13 protein-coding genes are annotated in these 17,207 nt (G+C 67.4%); 4 read left to right on the plus strand and 9 right to left on the minus strand.

Translation table 11 applies throughout. The annotated features are described in order from the left end of the window. Nucleotides 1-109 precede the first annotated feature (109 nt). From BZF57_RS16880 to BZF57_RS16895, 4 genes are read right to left on the minus strand one after another with little or no spacing between them, the layout of a single operon-like run. Nucleotides 110-1,312, minus strand: a complete 1,203-nt coding sequence (locus BZF57_RS16880; RefSeq protein ID WP_240506029.1) for an MFS transporter — start codon at nt 1,310-1,312, stop codon at nt 110-112. Further along, nucleotides 1,309-2,376, minus strand: a complete 1,068-nt coding sequence (locus tag BZF57_RS16885) for a LacI family DNA-binding transcriptional regulator (RefSeq protein WP_086740189.1) — start codon at nt 2,374-2,376, stop codon at nt 1,309-1,311. Before BZF57_RS16885 ends, BZF57_RS16880 begins: the two co-directional genes overlap by 4 nt. A 32-nt stretch (nt 2,377-2,408) precedes the next feature. Then, nucleotides 2,409-3,389 carry a glycoside hydrolase family 16 protein gene (locus BZF57_RS16890; protein ID WP_086740191.1) on the minus strand — a complete coding sequence of 327 codons (981 nt, stop codon included), beginning with the start codon at nt 3,387-3,389 and terminating at the stop codon, nt 2,409-2,411. 13 nt (nt 3,390-3,402) lie between these two features. Further along, nucleotides 3,403-6,762, minus strand: a complete 3,360-nt coding sequence (locus BZF57_RS16895) for a TonB-dependent receptor domain-containing protein (protein WP_086740193.1) — start codon at nt 6,760-6,762, stop codon at nt 3,403-3,405. 192 nt (nt 6,763-6,954) lie between these two features. Here BZF57_RS16895 and BZF57_RS16900 point away from each other — a divergent pair, with 192 nt between their 5' ends. From BZF57_RS16900 to BZF57_RS16915, 4 genes are all read left to right on the plus strand, one after another. Continuing rightward, nucleotides 6,955-8,466: a tryptophan halogenase family protein gene (locus tag BZF57_RS16900; protein WP_086740195.1), complete on the plus strand. Its 1,512-nt coding sequence runs from the start codon at nt 6,955-6,957 to the stop codon at nt 8,464-8,466. 98 nt (nt 8,467-8,564) lie between these two features. Further along, a complete protein-coding gene (locus tag BZF57_RS16905; protein ID WP_086740197.1) occupies nt 8,565-9,362 on the plus strand; it encodes an NTP transferase domain-containing protein in 798 nt (265 codons plus the stop codon). After that, entirely contained in the window at nt 9,359-10,528 is a 1,170-nt protein-coding gene (locus BZF57_RS16910; RefSeq protein ID WP_086740199.1) for a hypothetical protein, read from the plus strand. The genes BZF57_RS16905 and BZF57_RS16910 overlap by 4 nt, the downstream gene beginning before the upstream one ends. Next, complete coding sequence (locus BZF57_RS16915) at nt 10,521-11,297, plus strand: FkbM family methyltransferase (RefSeq protein ID WP_086740201.1); 777 nt, start codon at nt 10,521-10,523, stop codon at nt 11,295-11,297. Before BZF57_RS16910 ends, BZF57_RS16915 begins: the two co-directional genes overlap by 8 nt. On the opposite strand, the gene BZF57_RS16920 is transcribed toward BZF57_RS16915, so the two are convergent. The 5 genes from BZF57_RS16920 to BZF57_RS16940 form a co-directional block, all read right to left on the minus strand. Next, a complete protein-coding gene (locus BZF57_RS16920) occupies nt 11,270-12,235 on the minus strand; it encodes an NAD(P)/FAD-dependent oxidoreductase (protein WP_086740204.1) in 966 nt (321 codons plus the stop codon). The two genes, BZF57_RS16915 and BZF57_RS16920, sit on opposite strands and share 28 nt — an antisense overlap. A 31-nt stretch (nt 12,236-12,266) precedes the next feature. Next, nucleotides 12,267-13,253: an L-histidine N(alpha)-methyltransferase gene (gene egtD, locus BZF57_RS16925; protein ID WP_086740207.1), complete on the minus strand. Its 987-nt coding sequence runs from the start codon at nt 13,251-13,253 to the stop codon at nt 12,267-12,269. A 1-nt stretch (nt 13,254) separates the two neighbouring features. Then, complete coding sequence (egtB, locus tag BZF57_RS16930) at nt 13,255-14,538, minus strand: ergothioneine biosynthesis protein EgtB (protein WP_086740209.1); 1,284 nt, start codon at nt 14,536-14,538, stop codon at nt 13,255-13,257. Nucleotides 14,539-14,663: 125 nt separating this feature from the next. After that, a complete protein-coding gene (locus BZF57_RS16935; protein WP_086740211.1) occupies nt 14,664-16,049 on the minus strand; it encodes a class II 3-deoxy-7-phosphoheptulonate synthase in 1,386 nt (461 codons plus the stop codon). 140 nt (nt 16,050-16,189) lie between these two features. Continuing rightward, nucleotides 16,190-17,207 (minus strand): M16 family metallopeptidase (locus tag BZF57_RS16940; protein WP_143738540.1); only part of this gene is annotated, 1,018 nt, incomplete at its 5' end.

Consider the following 17,207-nt stretch of genomic DNA (forward strand, 5'->3'; position numbering starts at 1 on the left):
TCCGCTTGCCGCCATCGTGCCAGACCCTCCCAGATCCGTTTTTCTCTTTGAGAACGTTATCAAGCTATGCCGAGGCGCGCCGCGCTTTGCAAGGGCCAAGCGCCCGCGGTCACGAACGGCGCAGCGTGCCTGCGAGCAGACCTGCGCTCGCCAGCGACAGGCCGGCGAAGAGCACGAACAGCGCGGCATAGCCGAACTGCGGCACCAGCATCACCGTCAGGCCGGGCATGACCATCCCCGGCACGGTGTTGGTGAGGTTGAACACGCCGAGGTCGCGCCCGCGGTGCTGCGGCGCGGGCAGGACGCGCAGGGTCTGGCTGGCGTGGAGCGCGAGGAAGATCGCGGCGGCAATCGCGAACAGCACATAGCCCGCGATCGCCAGCGCGAGGCTCTGCGCCGCCGCCATCACAAGCATCCCCGCCGCACACAGCAGCGCGCTCGCCACCAGCGGGCGGACGGGGCGCGCATGGCGATCCGACCAGCGTCCGAGCAAGAGCGAGAGCGGCACGGCGCAGACCAGCACGAGGCTGAAGATATTGGCGACGCCGTGCTCGGGATAATCGGGCGCGATCGAACGCAGCCAATAGAGCAGGAAGGCGAACATCCCCCCTTCGGCGATCTGCACCAGCAACCGTGCTGCCCACATCCTGAGCACCACCCGGTCGCGCGAGCGCAGCGGGCCGGCCGCGGCGGAGGGTGCGATCAGCGCAGGGCGCATCCGCCCTCCCCCCAAAGCCACGGCGGGGAGCACCAGCACGCTCACCAGCAGCGCGACCAGCGCAAGCCGCGCGCCGGGCTCGACCAGCCCGGCAAAGGTCACCAGCGATCCCGCCAGCGCGCCCAGCGCGGGGGAGAGCGCCAGCGCCCCGCCGAGCACGCCCTTCTGGCTATCGGGAAAACAGTCCCCCGCCCAGGCCATCAGCGGTGCGAGCATAAGGTTGAGCGCCACCTGCCAGACCATCACGAGGAGGATCATCTCGCTCACCGAGCGTGCCTCTCCCACCATCAGCAGCAGCAGGTTGGAGGCGACCAGCCCGGCGAGGATCAGCGGACGCCGCACGCGCAGGCTATCGCTCACCATGCCCACCGCGATGTTGGACAGGCTCGCCATCACCGCACCGAGGAACGTGACCTGTGCCAGCGCGGCGACATCCTCGCCGCCCTGCAGATCGGCGATGCGCTGCGGGAGCAGGACCGTGAGCAGCGGCACATAGGCGACTGCGCCCCCGGCCGCAGCCAGCGCGAAGAGGGCGAGGAACCACCCCGGCTGGCGCGCCGGTGGCAGATCGGCGTTCGGTTGGGCGGGGGTCAAACCCTGTCCGCGGCCAGCACGCGTGCGGGGGCCGTGGAGGCGCGTTCGACCAGCGCGGCGGCGACTTCGATCACGCTATCGCCCTCGCCCTTGCTCTCGCGTGCGATGAGCTGCTCGACCGCGCGGCTCACGGTCTCGGCGATCGGCTGGTCGATCGCGGTCAGCGGCGGCTGGGTAAAGCGCACGATCGGGGTGTTGTCGAAGGAGATCAGCGACAGGTCGCGCGGCACATCGAGCCCGCGTTCACGCGCGACCTCGAGCGCGGCGAGCGCCATCTGGTCGGAGGAGGCGATGATCGCGGTCAGATCGGGATTGCGGTCGAGCAGCGCGCGCGCGGCGCGGGTGCCGCTCTCGTAGCCGAAATCGCCCACTTCCAGCAGCCCTTCGTAGGGGAGCCCGGCTTCCGCGAGCGCGCGCTTCCAGCCCTCGATGCGCCAGCCCGAGAGGCTGTATTGCGACGGCCCGGCGATCATCGCGATCCTTGTGTGGCCCAGCCCTGCCAGATGCGTGGTCGCCAGATGCGCCGCGCCGCTATCGCCCATCGTCAGCGGGATACCCGGCCCCGGCGCGTCCGATCCGATGCGGGCAAAGGGAATGCGCCGCTCGGCCAGCAGGTCTGTGATCAAGCGGTTCTCCGAGTGCGGCGGGGTGAGGATCACGCCGTCCGGTTGCAGCGCCGAAAGCGCCGCGCCCAGCTCGCGCTCGACATGATCGGAATGGGTATCGACCAGTTCCACCATCATCCGGTAGCCGTGCTGGCTGCAGGTGAGGATGCCGCCCAGCAGCATCTGGTCGACCCAGTCCGTCCCGCGCCGCTCGCGCCAGTCCTCGAGCGTGCGCTCGCGGTCGTTGATGGCAAGGATGATGTAGGAGCGCGACCCGCTCATGCGCTGCGCGGCGAGCGAGGGGACGTAGCCCAGCTTCTCGATAGAGGCGCGCACCTTGTCGCGCACCTGCGGGCGCACGTTGGGGCCGCCGTTGACGACGCGGCTCACCGTCTGGAGCGAGACGCCCGCATCCTCGGCCACGTCCCTGATCGTGACTGTCTTGCGCACCCGCGCCATTCTTCCCGCGTCCCGTCCCGGCTACCGCCCGCCTACCTGATGCAGGCGCGCCCCGTCGCGGGGTCGCTGGCGCAGCGGTAAACCCTGATCCAATCGATTGCGAATTGCGCGGGAAAGCTCTCCGCCGCAACCCCCTTGGCGTTGTTTTCTTCCGACAGTCGCCCGCCGACAGCCAGATTGGCCATCACGTAGAACGGCTGGTCGAAGGGCGCGGCGGGGTTGCCCTTGGCATTGCGCGCCGCGGTGCTCCACTGTTCGGCCGTGACGGTGAGGTGCACGCGGTCATCGACGAGGAAACGGATGATGCCCTCGCCCCACTCGACCGCATAGACATGGAAATCGTCCGAGGGCAGCGCGAGGCTCGGCAGCGCGTTGCGGTGGTCGACATAGCGGTTCTGCGGGGCGAAATCGCCGAAATGCAGCGCGCTGATGGTGCGGTTCTCGCCCTTGCCGCCCGCGCAGTCCTTGCACTTGGCGCCGATGTTGACCGCCTCGAGAATGTCGATCTCGCCCGAGCGCGGCCAGGGGCCGTAGGCGTTGTCCTGCGGCATCATCCACACCGCGGGCCAGGTGCCCTGCCCCGCCGGCACCTTGGCGCGCGCCTCGATCCGGCCATAGCGCCAGGCGTGGAGCCCGATGGTGCGCACCTTGCCCGAGGTGTGCGACTGGACGAGCGTGGGGTTGTCGAATTCGGCAATCTCGGGCGGGCGCGCGGGGCTGGCGAAGCGTTCCTTCCGCGCCTTCAAGAGCAGCATCCCGCCCTCGACCGCGATGTTCTCGGGCCGGTCGGTGTAGCACTGGCGCTCGTTATTGCCCCCGCCCCAGCACGAGACTTCGGGCGTCCACTTGGTCCGGTCGAGCGCTTGCCCTTCGAACTCGTCGGCCCAGACCAGCTCCCATCCGGCGCCTTCCAGCGGCGCGAGGGGTTGTTCGGCGGGCGGCGGCGAGGCCGCCCCCGAAAGCAGCAGGGCCGCCGTCAGCGTCCCCGCCTTCAGCAGCCCTGTGCGTGTCATGGCCTTGTCGCTCCTAGAAGTCGAAGCGGGCAAGGAAGGTGAAGCGGCGGTCGTTGCGGAACGCCGAACGCTGCACCCGGGTGCCGTCGAAGTCGATCACCTGGCTGGTGCTGAACACCTCGTCGAGCAGGTTCACGCCCTGCACCCCGAGCTTGATCCCGTCACGCACGGTGACGAAGATCGAGGCGTCAAGCTGCCCGGTCTCTTCGCCCCAGATCGGGGAGAACGGGAAGATGTCGTCGCGCGGGGTGATCAGGAACGCCGAGCGCCAGTTGTAGGCCGCACGCGCCGACAGCCAGTCCTTCTCGTAGAACAGCACCGCATTGACGGTGTGCTTGGAGATCCCCGCCAGCGGCTGGAACGCCGCGAAATCGCTCTGGTTGTTGGCGAGGTTGGTGTTCCGGAAATCGCTGCCGTCCACATAGGTGTAGGACAGCTGCGAACCCAGCCCGCTGAGGAAGCCCGGCAGGAAGTCGTAGGTCTGCTGGTAGGCCAGTTCCAGACCCTTCATCGTGCCGTTCTGGCGGTTGTCCGGCCCGTTGACCTCGACTTCGATGTCGAGCCCGCTCGGCGAGACGAAGTTGACCTGATCGACACCGCTGTTGACGATGCCCTTGATGTCCTTGGCAAAGGCCGAGACTGTCAACGATCCGACCCGGTCGAAATACCATTCGACCGAAAGGTCGTAGTTCCAGCTTTCGATCGGGCGCAGGTTGCGGTTGCCGGTGAAGATCTGGAACAGCGGACCGGTTTCCAGCGTGCCTTGCGCGCGCAGGTCAGCGGTGTTGTCGCCGATGCCGCCGCCCGAACGGAAGGCTGCAAGATCGGGCCGCGAAATGCCCTTCGAAACCGCTGCACGGAACAGCAGGCCGTTGCCGGTGTCGAGCAGTGCGTTGAAGCTCGGCAGCCAGTTGTCGAAGGTCACCGCTCGGTCATCAAGCACGACTTCGCCGGTGTGCGCCGCTGCAAACTGCGCAAGGCGTGCAGGCGACAAGCGGCAATAGGCCGGGAACTGGTCGGCCGGGAGCTGCGCGGCGCGTGAACATGCAGCGCTCACTTCGGAAAGCTGTGCCACCCCGTCGCCGTTACCACCCGACTGCGGGTTGTCGAAGAAGAACGGGTTGGGGAAGCCGACAAGGCCGGCAGCCACAACTTCGGTCTCGATGTAGCGCAGGCCGAAATTGCCGGTGAGCTTCCAACCGTTGTCGAAGTCCGTGCCGTAATCGACGCGGGCATAGGCCGCCTTGGTGGTTTCCGAGACGTCGCTGATTTCGTTCTCGCAGAACGGATCGCAGGCCGTCGTCTCGCGAGTCACCGCGTTGAAGTAGCTGCGGTTGCGCACGCCGAAGAACGGGTTCGGGGTCTGCGAGAAGATGTTAATCTCGCGCGCCTGCTGGGCGGAAGCACCCGACAGGTATTCCTGCAGGAAGTTGTCGCCACCAAAGAAGAACGCTCCACCCGGCAGCGGCGAGGTGCCGCCGCGCTGGAAGCCGTTGTCGAACGGCGAACGCAGATTCGCGTAGTTCGGGAAATCATCGACGAAGGCGCCGCCGCCAATCCCGAATTCATTGTTACCGATCAGCGTGCCGTCGGGATTGGTCCCGTTGGGAACGAAGTAGCGACCGGGCGTAAAGCCGGTCGGAGCCTGCTGGGGCGTACCGAAACCATTGGTGATCGTACCCGGAGCACCCGGTCGGCAACCCGGGCCGCTACCCCAGGGAGCGCAGCCGGCACGGCCAGCCCAGGGTGCCGAAAGGTTACCCCAGGTGCTGAAGTTGGTGTCGCGATTGGTCTGTCCGCGCTCGGACCAGCGCGCACCGAACTTGACCTGCTTGAAAAAGCCCTCCTCGGAGATGTCGTATTCGCCGTCGAAGCGCAGGGTGTCGAGATCACCCTCGTTGCGGGCGATGGAGTCGAGTAGGAACCAGTAATAGGTGTTGCGGCCCGAGGTGAAGTAATCCGACGGCGCGCCCGGAGGGGCAAGGAACTGCACCTGCGGCACCTTGCCGGAAAGATCGAGGTCGATATTCGCCCAGGTCGCCATGTTGGCGATGATCGAATCCTGCCCGAGCTCCGATGCAATGTGCTGGGCCTCGAAGTTGAAGCGCAGGCGATCGCTCACCTCCCAGTCGATATCGACCGAGATATCCTCGGTCGAGGAGCGGGTCTCGCGCTCGAAGCGAAGCAGTTCGAGCGGGATGCCGCCGCGACCGAAAGGGTTGGCGAAGATATCGCCGATGCGCTGGCTCAGAACGCCGCGCACGAACTGGCCGTTCTGGTCGAATTCCCAGGTGCTGCCCGCAGCGGGCACCGGGAACAGCGCATCGTCGTTGACGAGCGCGATCGCGGCATTTTCCTTGGTGAAGAAGGTCGTGTCGGCCTTGAGGTATTCGACCGTCACGAGGAAATCGCGGTTCGGGCTCTCGTACTGGGCAACCGCCGAGTAGGCGGCGCGGTCACGCTCGAGATCGGTGGTGCGCACACCTGCACCCTTGGGCACCACAACCGCACCTGCGGGCGGGAAGTTGTCGGGCGTGAAGATCGGATCACCGCTAATCCCGCCGCTCCCGACTGCGCGCACGCGGAAGCACGAGCCGGTGAGGCTGGCGGGGCGATAGCAGGGGTCAGCGACCTGCGAAGCATCGGTGCGGCTGATCAGCTCCGAACGGGCATAACCCAGCTGAAGCCCGAAGGTGCCCGCGCCGGTCTCGAAGGTGTCCGAGACAAGCACCGAACCGCCCGGCGACCATTCGTCGGCCAGATCGCCGACGTTGGTTTCGAGCGTGCCGGCAATGTGGAAGCCGCGGCGATCGAGCGGCTTGCGGGTGACGAGGTTCACGGTGCCTGCGATACCGCCTTCGACCATGTCGGCGGTGAGGTTCTTGAACACCTCGACCCGGCCCAGCAGTTCGGGCGAGACTTCGTTGAAGTTCAGCACCGTGCCGCCGTTGGCCGAGAAGATGTCGCGGCCGTTGAGTTCCGAGCGGACATAATTGAGGCCGCGGATGATGACGCCCGTGCCTTCGACCGAGAAGCGGTCGGGGTCGGAGGGCTTTTCGAAGCGGCCGATGTTGACGCCGGGCACGCGCTGGAGCGCTTCGGCGACCGAACGGTCGGGCAGCGCGCCGATGTCTTCGGCGGTGATCACGTCCACGAAGGTATCAGCATCGCGCTTGATGTTCTGCGCCGACTGCAGCGAGGCGCGGAAGCCGGTGACAATGATCTCTTCTTCGGGTTCGGGCTCGGAGACGGCGTCCTTGTCGTCGGCCGCAGCGTCCTGCGCCAGCGCGGGGCTGGCAACGGCGATGGCGAGGGCCGAAGCCATGCAGGTGGCAAACAGGCGCCGGCGCGGCGCGAGCCTTGTGATGTTCATGATGTTTCCTCTCCCCATACCGCACGACAGATTATGCCTGAAGCTGCGGGCTGCAGCGCATTGGTAGCGCATCTTGAGAGCGTTCTCAAGACTTGTAATCTGCGGTTCATATTGCATTCTGGCAACACTTGAGCAGGCGGTATCACCCGCCCGCATACGGCCCGCAGAGGCTCCGAGGGGATCGAGGAAATCGTGGCAATTGAACGCATTATCATCGTCGGCGGGGGTACGGCCGGGTGGATGGCAGCCGCCGCGCTGTCGCGCATCCGAAAGGGTCGCCCTGTGGAAATCACGCTGATCGAATCCGAAGCTATCGGAACGGTCGGGGTCGGCGAGGCGACGATTCCGCCCTTTGTCGGCTTCAACACCCTGCTCGGCATCGACGAGCGCGAGATGCTCGCCGAGGTTGGCGGCACCTTCAAGCTGGGCATCCAGTTCGAGAACTGGGGTCAGCTCGGCGACAGCTACATCCACCCCTTCGGCGCCTATGGCTACACGATGGGCGGGATCAGCTTCCACCATGTCTGGCACCGCATGGCGGGCGCTGGCGACAAGCGGCCGATCCAGGTCTTCAACCTTGAGACGATGGCCGCTTACTTCGGCAAGTTTGCCCGGACCGAGGATTACAGCCGCGACGATCTGCCGCCGGTCAACTACGCCTACCACCTCGATGCGGGGCGCTATGCCGCCTACCTGCGCAAGTTCGCCGAGACGCGGGGCGTGGTGCGGCAGGAGGGCAAGGTCGCCGACGTCCAGCTCGACGGCGAGAGCGGCTTCGTCACCGGCGTCACGCTCGATGATGGCCGCGCCTACCAGGGCGACCTCTTCATCGATTGCTCGGGCTTCCGCGGCCTCTTGATCGAGCAGGCGCTCCAGACCGGCTATGACGACTGGAGCCACTACCTGCCCTGCAACCGCGCGGTGGCCCTGCCCTGCCAGCGCGAGGACGGCAGCCCGCCCCCGCCCTTCACCCGCGCCACCGCCCACGCGGCCGGGTGGCAGTGGCAGGTGCCGCTCCAGCACCGCAACGGCAACGGCCACGTCTATTGTTCGGCCTACATGGAAGACCAGCAGGCGCTCGACATCCTGCTCGGCAATATCGCCGGCAAGCCGCAGGCCGAGCCCAACTGGCTGCGCTTCGTCACCGGGCGCCGCAAGAAGTTCTGGAACAAGAACGTCGTCGCGCTGGGCCTCGCCGCGGGCTTCATGGAGCCGCTCGAATCGACCTCGATCCACCTCATCAATACGGGGATCGACAAGCTGATCTCGCTGCTCTCGCTGGACGGGATCACGCAGGTGCAGGAGGATACATTCAACCGCCTGACGGGGCGCGAATATGCGCGCATCCGCGACTTCCTGATCCTCCACTACAACGCCACAGAGCGGACCGATACGGACTTCTGGAACTACGTGCGCACCATGCCCGTGCCCGATACGCTCACCGAGAAGGTCGAGCTGTTCAAGGCCAACGGCCAGATCTTCCGCGAGGAGGACGAGCTCTTCACCGAGACCAGCTGGGCGGCGGTGATGATGGGTCAGGGCATCCAGATGGGCGGCCACAACGCGATGGCCGACGCGCTCGATCCGGTGAAGACCGCGCAGGAAGTGAACGAGATGGAGCAATCGATCCGCTATCTCGTCCAGCACATGCCGGGCCACGGCGATTACCTGAAGCGCTATTGCCCTGCGCCGATGGCGGCGTGACGGACACCCGGCCACGCGCGGGCGATTCTTGACATTCGGGGGCCGCGCTAGGAAGGAGCGCGCGTCTGCCACCGCTTGCCCGAGGCCCGCTCCCGCCCATGACTGACGCATCCCCTGGCTGGACCGCGCTGGTGCTCGCCGGACAGCGTCCGGGCGTCGACCCGATGGCGGCCCATTTCGGCACCGAGATGAAAGCGCTGATCCCGGTCGCGGGCGAGCTGATGCTGGGCCGGGTGCTGATGGCGCTGATCGACGCGCCGCAGGTCGCGCGGATCATCGTGCTGGCGCAGAACACCCTGCAACTGCGCGCCCACCGCGACCTCGCCTGGGCGGTGGAAGAGCCGAAGATCGCCTTTCGCGTATCGGGCCCCACGATCAGCGGCTCGGTGCTGGCTGCGGTAGAGGACCCCGACATCGGCCTGCCGCTATTGGTCACCACTGCCGACAACGTGATGTTGACCCCGGCGACCGTCGGCGAGTTCGTCGCTGGTGCCGAGGCGCGTGACGTGTCGGTCGCTTTCGTCGAGCGCGGGAACCTGCAGCGCGCGGTCGGCCCCAACAAGCGTACCTGGCTCACCTTCCGCGACGGGGCCTTCACCGGCGCCAACCTCTTCGCGCTGACCGGCCCGGGGGCCTTCTCCGCGCTCAGGTTCTGGGAAAAGGTCGAGGCCGATCGCAAGTCGGTGCTCCGCCTCGCCGCCCATTTCGGCCCCGTGCTGATGGTCCGGCTGCTGCTGCGCCGCATGACGCTGGTCGAGGCGCTCGCCGCGGCAGGGCGCAAGCTCGGCGCGAGCGCGGCGCCGGTGGTGCTGTCGGACGGGCGCATGGGCGTCGATGTCGACAAGCCCGCCGATCACGCGCTGGCCGAGCGGCTGCTTCAGGACGGCAGCGCATGAAGCGCATCTGCTTCCTGTTCAACCACGACCAGATTCACCAGCTTGCCCATTCGCTCCCCATCGCTCTGGCGCTGGCGGCCCGGGGGGAGCATCACATCACCCTCGCCTATGTCCGCGATGCCGTGCGCGCCGAGATCGCGCGGCAGGCCGATCCGGCGCTGCTCGCGAAGATGGAGCTGGTGCAGCTTGATCTGAAGCGCGGCGGATCGCAGGCGCTTGCAGGGCTGCTCGAGCGGATCGTGCCCGCCACCAAGCTCCTCATTTACCGCGATAACCTCGATTTCTTCCGCAGCTTCGATGCGGTGGTGGTGTCGGAGAAGACGACGCTGTTGCTCAAGACCCGCTACGGGCTCGACAATCTCAAGCTGATCCACACCCGCCACGGTGCGGGCGACCGGGCGATTGGCTTCAATCCGGAGAGCGCGGGCTTCGATCTGGTGCTGGTCGCCGGCCCCAAGATCCGTGACCGGCTGATCGCGGACGCTGGCCTCAGGCCCGAACAGCTGGCGATGGTCGGCTATTCGAAGTTCGATCTGTGCGCGAAGAACCGCTTCGCCGACCAATTCCCCGCGCCCGAACGGCCGGTGGTGATCTACAACCCCCACCCCTCGCCCAGGCTGTCGAGCTGGTTCAGGGACGGGGCCAAGGTGCTCGCAGCCTTCCGCAACCAGGATCGCTACAACCTGATCTTCGCGCCGCACATGATGCTGTTCGAGCGCAAATGGGTGGTGACGGTCGATCCGCCGAGCCTCGCCCGCGTGGTGCCGCCCGGCCCCGAATATGCGCGCGAACCGCGCATCCACATCGATACCGGAAGCGCGGCGAGCAGCGACATGAGCTACACCAACCGCGCCGATATCTACCTCGGCGATGTCAGCAGCCAAGTCTACGAGTTCCTGCGCGTGCCGCGCCCGTGCCTGTTCCTCAACAGCCACGGCGTCGACTGGCGGGATGACCCCAACTACCTCCACTGGCAGGCCGGGCCGGTGCTTGAGAGCGCCGAGGGCCTGCTCGACCAGATCGATGCTGCGGTGGCCGCGCGAAACGACTATGCCGCTGCGCAGGAGGCGCTGATCGCGGCGACCTTCTCGCTGACGGACCGCCCCTCGGCCGAGCGCGCGGCGGACGCAATTACCGATTTTCTGGAAGGACACACCCGTGGCTAGTCTTGCAGCATTCTGGCGCTACGGCGTGGTCCAGACCGCGCGCAAGCTCAAGGCGGCGGCGATTTCCCCGCTGATGGCGGGCCGCGAGGGGCCGGTGCGCTCGGCTTATGGCGTGCTGATGGTTCCCAACTGGCAGGACACGACCTTCCGCTATTGCATCTTCGGCACCTATGGCCGCGACCTTGCCGACCTGCTGCTCGGGCAGCGCGAGGATTTCGTTTTCGTCGATATCGGCGCCAACCAGGGGCTCTATTCGCTTATCGCGGCGCAGAACCCGAAGTGCCGGCAGGTGATCGCTTTCGAGCCTGTCCCCGCGACCCACGCGCGGCTCGCCGCGAACGTGGCGCTCAACGGCGGTGCGGCGCGCACGGTGCTGCACGAGCTCGCCATTTCCGACAGCGTTGGCGAGGTGACGATCAGCGTCGCGGAAGGCCACACGGGCACGGCGACGCTGGCGGGGCGCGAGGACGCGCAGCCTTCGGGCGGCGGTGTGACAATCAGGACCATCGACGCCCCGCTGGTCGATCCGCTGCTCGCCGGCGAGCTCCCGATGTTCGTCAAGATCGATGTCGAGGGGCTCGAGGCGGTGGTGATCGCCGAACTCGCCAAGACGCAGAGCTTCGCCCGCGTCGAGGCGATCTTCTACGAGGTCGACGACCGCTGGGCGAGCGCCGGAGAAATCGAGACGCTGCTGCGGGCCGCGGGCTTCACGCGCTTCGTGAAGTATGGCCGCGGCCATCACTACGACGTGCTGGCGAGCCGCTCCTGAAGCACCGCCTCGGCGAGCATCCGGCCTGACAGCCACGCCCCTTCGACGCGCGGGCTGTGGAGCCAGTCTCCCGCGATCCCGATCTGCAATCCGGCATCGAAGAGCGGGCCTTCGCTCTTGCGCACTTCGGGCTGGGCGTAGAGCCAGCGGTGCGCATCGAGGTGCTGGGGTTCGGCGGGAGCGGTGTCAGTGGCGGCGAAGAAATCGGCGAGCAGCAGCGCCGCGACCTCGTCCTTGGGCAGGTCGATCAGTTCGCGGCTGCGCTGCGGCGAGGCGTGGATCACCCAGGTCTCCACACCCGCTCGCTTTGGCTTGGCCGAATTGCGCGCAGCCCAGCTGATCGGGCCGTCGGCGCGGAAGGTGTCGGGGGCATAGCCGACCGGCGCGGCGAACCCCGCCATCACCGCCCAGCACGGCGCGGAGGTGACGCCTGCGGCACGCGCGGCCATCGCGGGGGCGACATCGGCGAGCAGCACGGCGGCCTGTTCTGCGGGCACAGCGACCAGAACGGTGTGCGCCGTGAAGGCCTCCTCGCCCGCCGCGACCCGCCAGAGCGCGCCCTCACGGCTCAAACGCTCGGCGCGGACGTTCCAGCGCATATCGAGGCTCGCGGCCATGTGCCTCACGCAGGCGTTCATGCCGGGGGTGCCGACCCAGGCGTCCTCGCCCGCAGCCGGCCAGCGCGCTGCAACGCCTGCCTGCTCCCAAGCGGCAATTGTCGTGCGGAAGGCGGGATCGCGCGCGGTGAAGTACTGCGCTCCGTGATCGATGCTCACCTGTTCGCCCGCGATCACAACCCGCCGCGCGGCCATCCGCCCGCCGGGCCCGCGGCCCTTGTCGAGCACGATGATCCGCGCTCCGGTGCCCGCGAGAGCGGTTGCGGCAGAAAGCCCTGCCATCCCGCCGCCGATGATGAGAATATCCGTGTTTCCGTCCATCCCGCGCCAACGCACGGGGGACGAGAGGGTTTCAAGGCGCAGACCGCGGCGCGCAGGATTCGGCCAGCACCAGCGAGAATTGGCGCGCCTCGTCGGTCCAGCGCGCCCGCGGTTCCCACCCGCCTGCCGCCAGCAGTAGCTGGGCCGAGCGCTTGGTGAACTTGTGGCTGTTCTCGGTGTGGATGCTCTCGCCCGCGGCAATCGCGAAGCGCCTGCCGCTGACGGTGAAGGCCACATCCTCGCGCGCCACCAGATGCATCTCGATCCGCGCGAAGGGATCGTTCCAGCGCGCTTCGTGGACGAAGGCTTCAAGCGGGATGTCGCCATCGAGCTCGCGGTTGATCCGCGCCAGCAGGTTGAGGTTGAACCGCGCCGTCACCCCCTCCGCATCGTCATAGGCGGCGAGCAGCACGTCCTCGTCCTTCACCAGATCCATCCCGATCAGCAGAAGCGCGCCCTCGCCCAGCGTCTCCTTCATCGAGCGCAGCAGGTCGGTCGCGGTGCGGGCGATCATGTTGCCGATGGTCGAGCCGGGGAAGAAACCGAGCTTGGGCAGGTGTGCGACCTCGGCGGGAAGCTCCACGCGGCGCATGAAATCGGCCTCGACCGGATGGACCGGCAGCCCCGGAAACTTCGCCGCCAGCGCCGCCGAGGAGGCGCGCAGGAAATCGCCCGCGATATCGAGCGGCACATAGGCGCTGGGCGCAATTGCCGAAAGCAGCAGCGGGGTCTTGACCGAGGAGCCCGAGCCGAACTCGACCACCGCCCGCCCCTCGCCGATCAGCGCGGCGATCTCGGCGCTGCGGGTCGAGAGGATCTCGGTCTCGGCGCGGGTGGGGTAGTATTCGGGGAGCTGCGTGATGTCCTCGAACAGCTGCGAGCCCGCATCGTCGTAGAACCAGCGCGCAGGGATCGCCTTCTGCGGCTCGGCAAGCCCCGCAAGCACATCGGCGCGGAAGGCGAGGTCGACCCCGTCCGCATCGCGCTCGACCAGCTTCAATCCTGCCAGCTTGGTCATGTCACAGGTCCTTCGCCAGCCGCAGTCCGGTGAACTGCCAGCGCTGATGGGGGTAGAAGAAATTGCGGTAGGAGACGCGCGAATGGCCGCGCACGGTGGCGCAGCTTGCCCCACGCAGCACCACCTGCCCGCTCATGAACTTGCCGTTGTATTCGCCCACCGCGCCCTCGGCGACATGGAAGCCGGGATACGGCAGGTAGGCCGAGCGGGTGAACTGCCAGCAGTCGCCGAACAGGCCGGGCGAGCCCATCGGCAGCACCGGCCCCGCGCAATAGAGCTGGTTGCCGCCGCGCGGATCATGCGCAGGAGCCGGCGAAGCGCCATCCTGCCCGCGCGCAATCGCTTCCCATTCGAACTCAGTCGGCAGCCGTGCGCCCGCCCAAGTGGCGAAGGCATCGGCCTCGAAGTGCGAGATGTGGGTGACGGGCGCGGACGGGTCGCGCATCTGCCAGCCCTGATGGGTGAAATGCGTGCCGTCCTCGCCCCAGTAGAGCGGCGCAGCTACCCTCTCGCGCTGCACCCAGCCCCAGCCGTCCGCCAGCCACAGCCGCGCGTCGCGATAGCCGCCATCGGCGATGAAAGCGTCCCACTCGCCATTGGTCACCAGCCGGTCGGCGAGGGCGAAGGGCTCGAGCAACACGCGGTGCGCTGGGCCTTCGTTGTCGAAGGCGAAGCCCTCGCTCTGGTGGCCGACGCGGGCGATGCCGCCCGGGTGGCTATGCCAGCCGGGGGAGGCGACGGGGGCCGCCGCCACCTCCCCCTTGCCCGCAGCCGGCCACATCGCCGGGCCGAGCGGGTTCTGGAACAGGGCGTGCTTGATGTCGGTCAGCAACAGTTCGATGTGCTGCTCCTCGTGCGCGATGCCGAGCGCGATCAGATCGGCCAGCGCCGGATCGCCCAGCAGGGACTCCATCGCTTCGCTAACGATGGCGCGCCAATTCAGCACTTCGGCGAGGGTCGGGCGCGAGAGCATCCCGCGCGCCGCCCGGGAAATCCGCGCGCCTTCGGCCTCGTAATAGGAGTTGAACAGGAACGGCCAGCGCTTGTCATGCAAGGCGTATCCCGGCGCGTGTTCGCGCAGCAGGAAGGTTTCCCAGAACCAGGTGGTGTGCGCGAGGTGCCACTTGGCCGGGCTCGCGTCCTCCATCGACTGGACGCTGGCATCGGCATCGGAGAGCGGCGCGACCAGCGCCTCGGTGAGCGCGCGGGTAGCGCGGAAATGCTCCGCGAGCGTGCGCCCGCTCGCCTCGGCCATCGGGGTGTTCTGCAACTTGCTGCGGTGCATCCGCGCCCTCCTCGCCGCGCCGTAGGGACATTCGTGCAATGTCCGCTTGCCGTTACACAGGAAAGACGCCTGATAGCTGCGCGGCTATCAGAAAATTATCACACCCGTCAGGTTTGCGCGAGAAATCAGGCCGCGTGGCTGACGTCTGCCTCGCGCCCGCCTCCGGCCGCCTCGTTGAGCATCTCGGCAACGAGGAAGGCCAGCTCGAGCGATTGCTCGGCATTGAGGCGCGGGTCGCAGTGCGTGTGGTAACGGTCGCCGAGGCGCTCCTCGGTGATCGCCACGGCCCCGCCGACGCATTCGGTCACGTCCTGACCGGTCATCTCGATATGGATGCCGCCCGGGTGCGAGCCTTCGGCGCGGTGGACCGCGAAGAAACCCTTCACCTCGCGCAGGATGCGGTCGAAGGGGCGGGTCTTGAAGCCGCTGTCGGACTTCACGACGTTGCCGTGCATCGGATCGCAGCTCCACACCACGGGGTGCCCTTCACGCATCACGGCGCGGACGAGCTTGGGCAGACCCTCCTCGACCTTGTCATGGCCATAGCGGCTGATGAGCGTGATGCGCCCGGCCTCACGGTTAGGGTTCAGGTCGTCGAGCAGGCGCAGCAGCGCATCGGGCTCGAGGCTCGGCCCGCACTTCATGCCGAGCGGATTGCCGATGCCGCGCGCGAATTCGATGTGCGCGCTGCCCGGGAAGCGGGTGCGGTCGCCGATCCACAGCATATGGGCGCTGGTGGCGTACCAGTCACCCGTGAGCGAATCCCGTCGGCTCATCGCCTGCTCATAAGGCAGCAGCAGCGCTTCGTGGCTGGTGTAGAAGCTGGTGCCCTTGAGCTGCGGCACGGTGCCCGGATCGACGCCGCAGGCCTCCATGAAATCGAGCGCCTCGCCGATGCGGTCGGCCATCTCGGCGAACTTCTCGGTCCAGGGGGTGCGGCCCATGAAATCGAGCGTCCACTGGTGCACCTGCCTGAGGTTGGCATAGCCCCCGCCGGCGAAGGCGCGCAGCAGGTTCAGGGTGGCGGCGGCCTGCGAATAGGCCTTCACCATCCGCGCCGGATCGTTGCGGCGGCTGACGGGGTCGAACTCGATCCCGTTGATGTTGTCGCCGAGGTAGCTCGGCAGGGTCACGTCACCGATCGTCTCGGTCGGCGAGGAGCGCGGCTTGGCGAACTGGCCCGCCATGCGCCCGACCTTCACCACCGGGCGCTTGCTGGCGAAGGTCATCACGACCGCCATCTGCAGCAGCACGCGGAAAGTGTCGCGGATGTTGTTCGGGTGGAACTCGGCGAAGCTCTCGGCGCAGTCGCCGCCCTGCAACAGGAAGCCGTGGCCATTCGCGACCTGCGCGAGATCGGCCTTCAATGCACGCGCCTCGCCCGCGAAGACCAGCGGGGGATATGACGAAAGGGTCTTTTCCGCTTCCGCCAGTTCGGCCGCATCTTCGTAATGCGGCAGGTGGCGCGCTTCGTGGGCCTTCCAGCTATCCGGGGTCCAGGTCTCGGGCACGGTCGTGGGTTCTTTCTACGTCAAAGCGCGCATATCGCATAGCGCGGGGGCGCCCGCTACCCGAGCGCGGCACGAATTGTAAAGCGGCAATGGCCGCGCGCACAATTTTATTTCCCGCGCACTGTCAGTGGCCGGATCGATCAGCGCCCCGTGAGGCCCGGTTGCGCAGCTTTTGCATCAGGGACAGCAGGCAGGGCAGTCGCAAGGGTCTGGCCTTCGGGGATGATCGCCAGCCGGAAAGGCTTGCCGCTCGCCAGATAACGGTCCGCGAGGATCTGCATCGTCTGCGGCGTGGTCCGCGAGTAATCCGCCAGCAGCGTCGGCAGCAGCGCAAGGCGCCGCGGTTCCTGCGTCGCACCTTCCAGATTGTAGAGCCAGAACTGGTTGCCGGTCGAGGCGCGGCGGATCAGCTGGCCGAGCGGCTCGGTCACCCGCGCCAGCTCGTCGGCGGTGGGCGGATTGGCGGCGAGGTCCTTGGCGATCTTCTCCGCCTCGGCAAAGAACACCGGCACCATCTTGGGCTCGAGCTGCGCGGCCGCCGTGATGCGCCCGCCGCTGGCGAGATCAGCCGGCCAGTTGGAGAAGACCTGCGGCGAATAGCTCGCCCCGGCTCGTTCGCGCAGGGCGTCCATCAGGCGGTTGTTGAACAGCTGCGTGAGGATCTCAAGCTGGCGGCTTTCGCGCAGGCCCGGAATGCCGCCGCCGCTCTGCCAGGTGACCACGGCCGCAGCCTGGTTGGCATCGCCGCGGTGGGTGACGACCGTCGGCTGGTCGGACGGCGCGGCGAAGCCGGGGACGCGCGCGGCGACCTCGGGCGAAATCGGATCGCGCGGGCCGAGTGCGCCGAAAGTGAGGCGCAGCTGTTCAGTGACCTTGGCCTCGTCGAACTCGCCGAAGACCAGCACCTCGATCGGGCCCTGCTTCAGCAGCGGCTCCCACACGGCGCGGAACTCCTCGGGCGTGGCGGCCTTGATCGCGGCCGGATCGGGCGTCGCGAAGCGCTTTTCCCCGCCGGTCGCAAGATATTCAAGATCGCGGCCGAGCACGCCGCCGGGGCTGGTGGAGTAGGTGTTGTAGGCCAGCTCCGCCGCGGCCTTGGCGCGGATCACCGGCTCCTTGTCCCAGCGCGGCATCCCGAGCTTGGCGGCGAAGAGGTAG

This window comes from Erythrobacter colymbi, assembly GCF_002155685.1.
Taxonomy (GTDB): domain Bacteria; phylum Pseudomonadota; class Alphaproteobacteria; order Sphingomonadales; family Sphingomonadaceae; genus Erythrobacter; species Erythrobacter colymbi.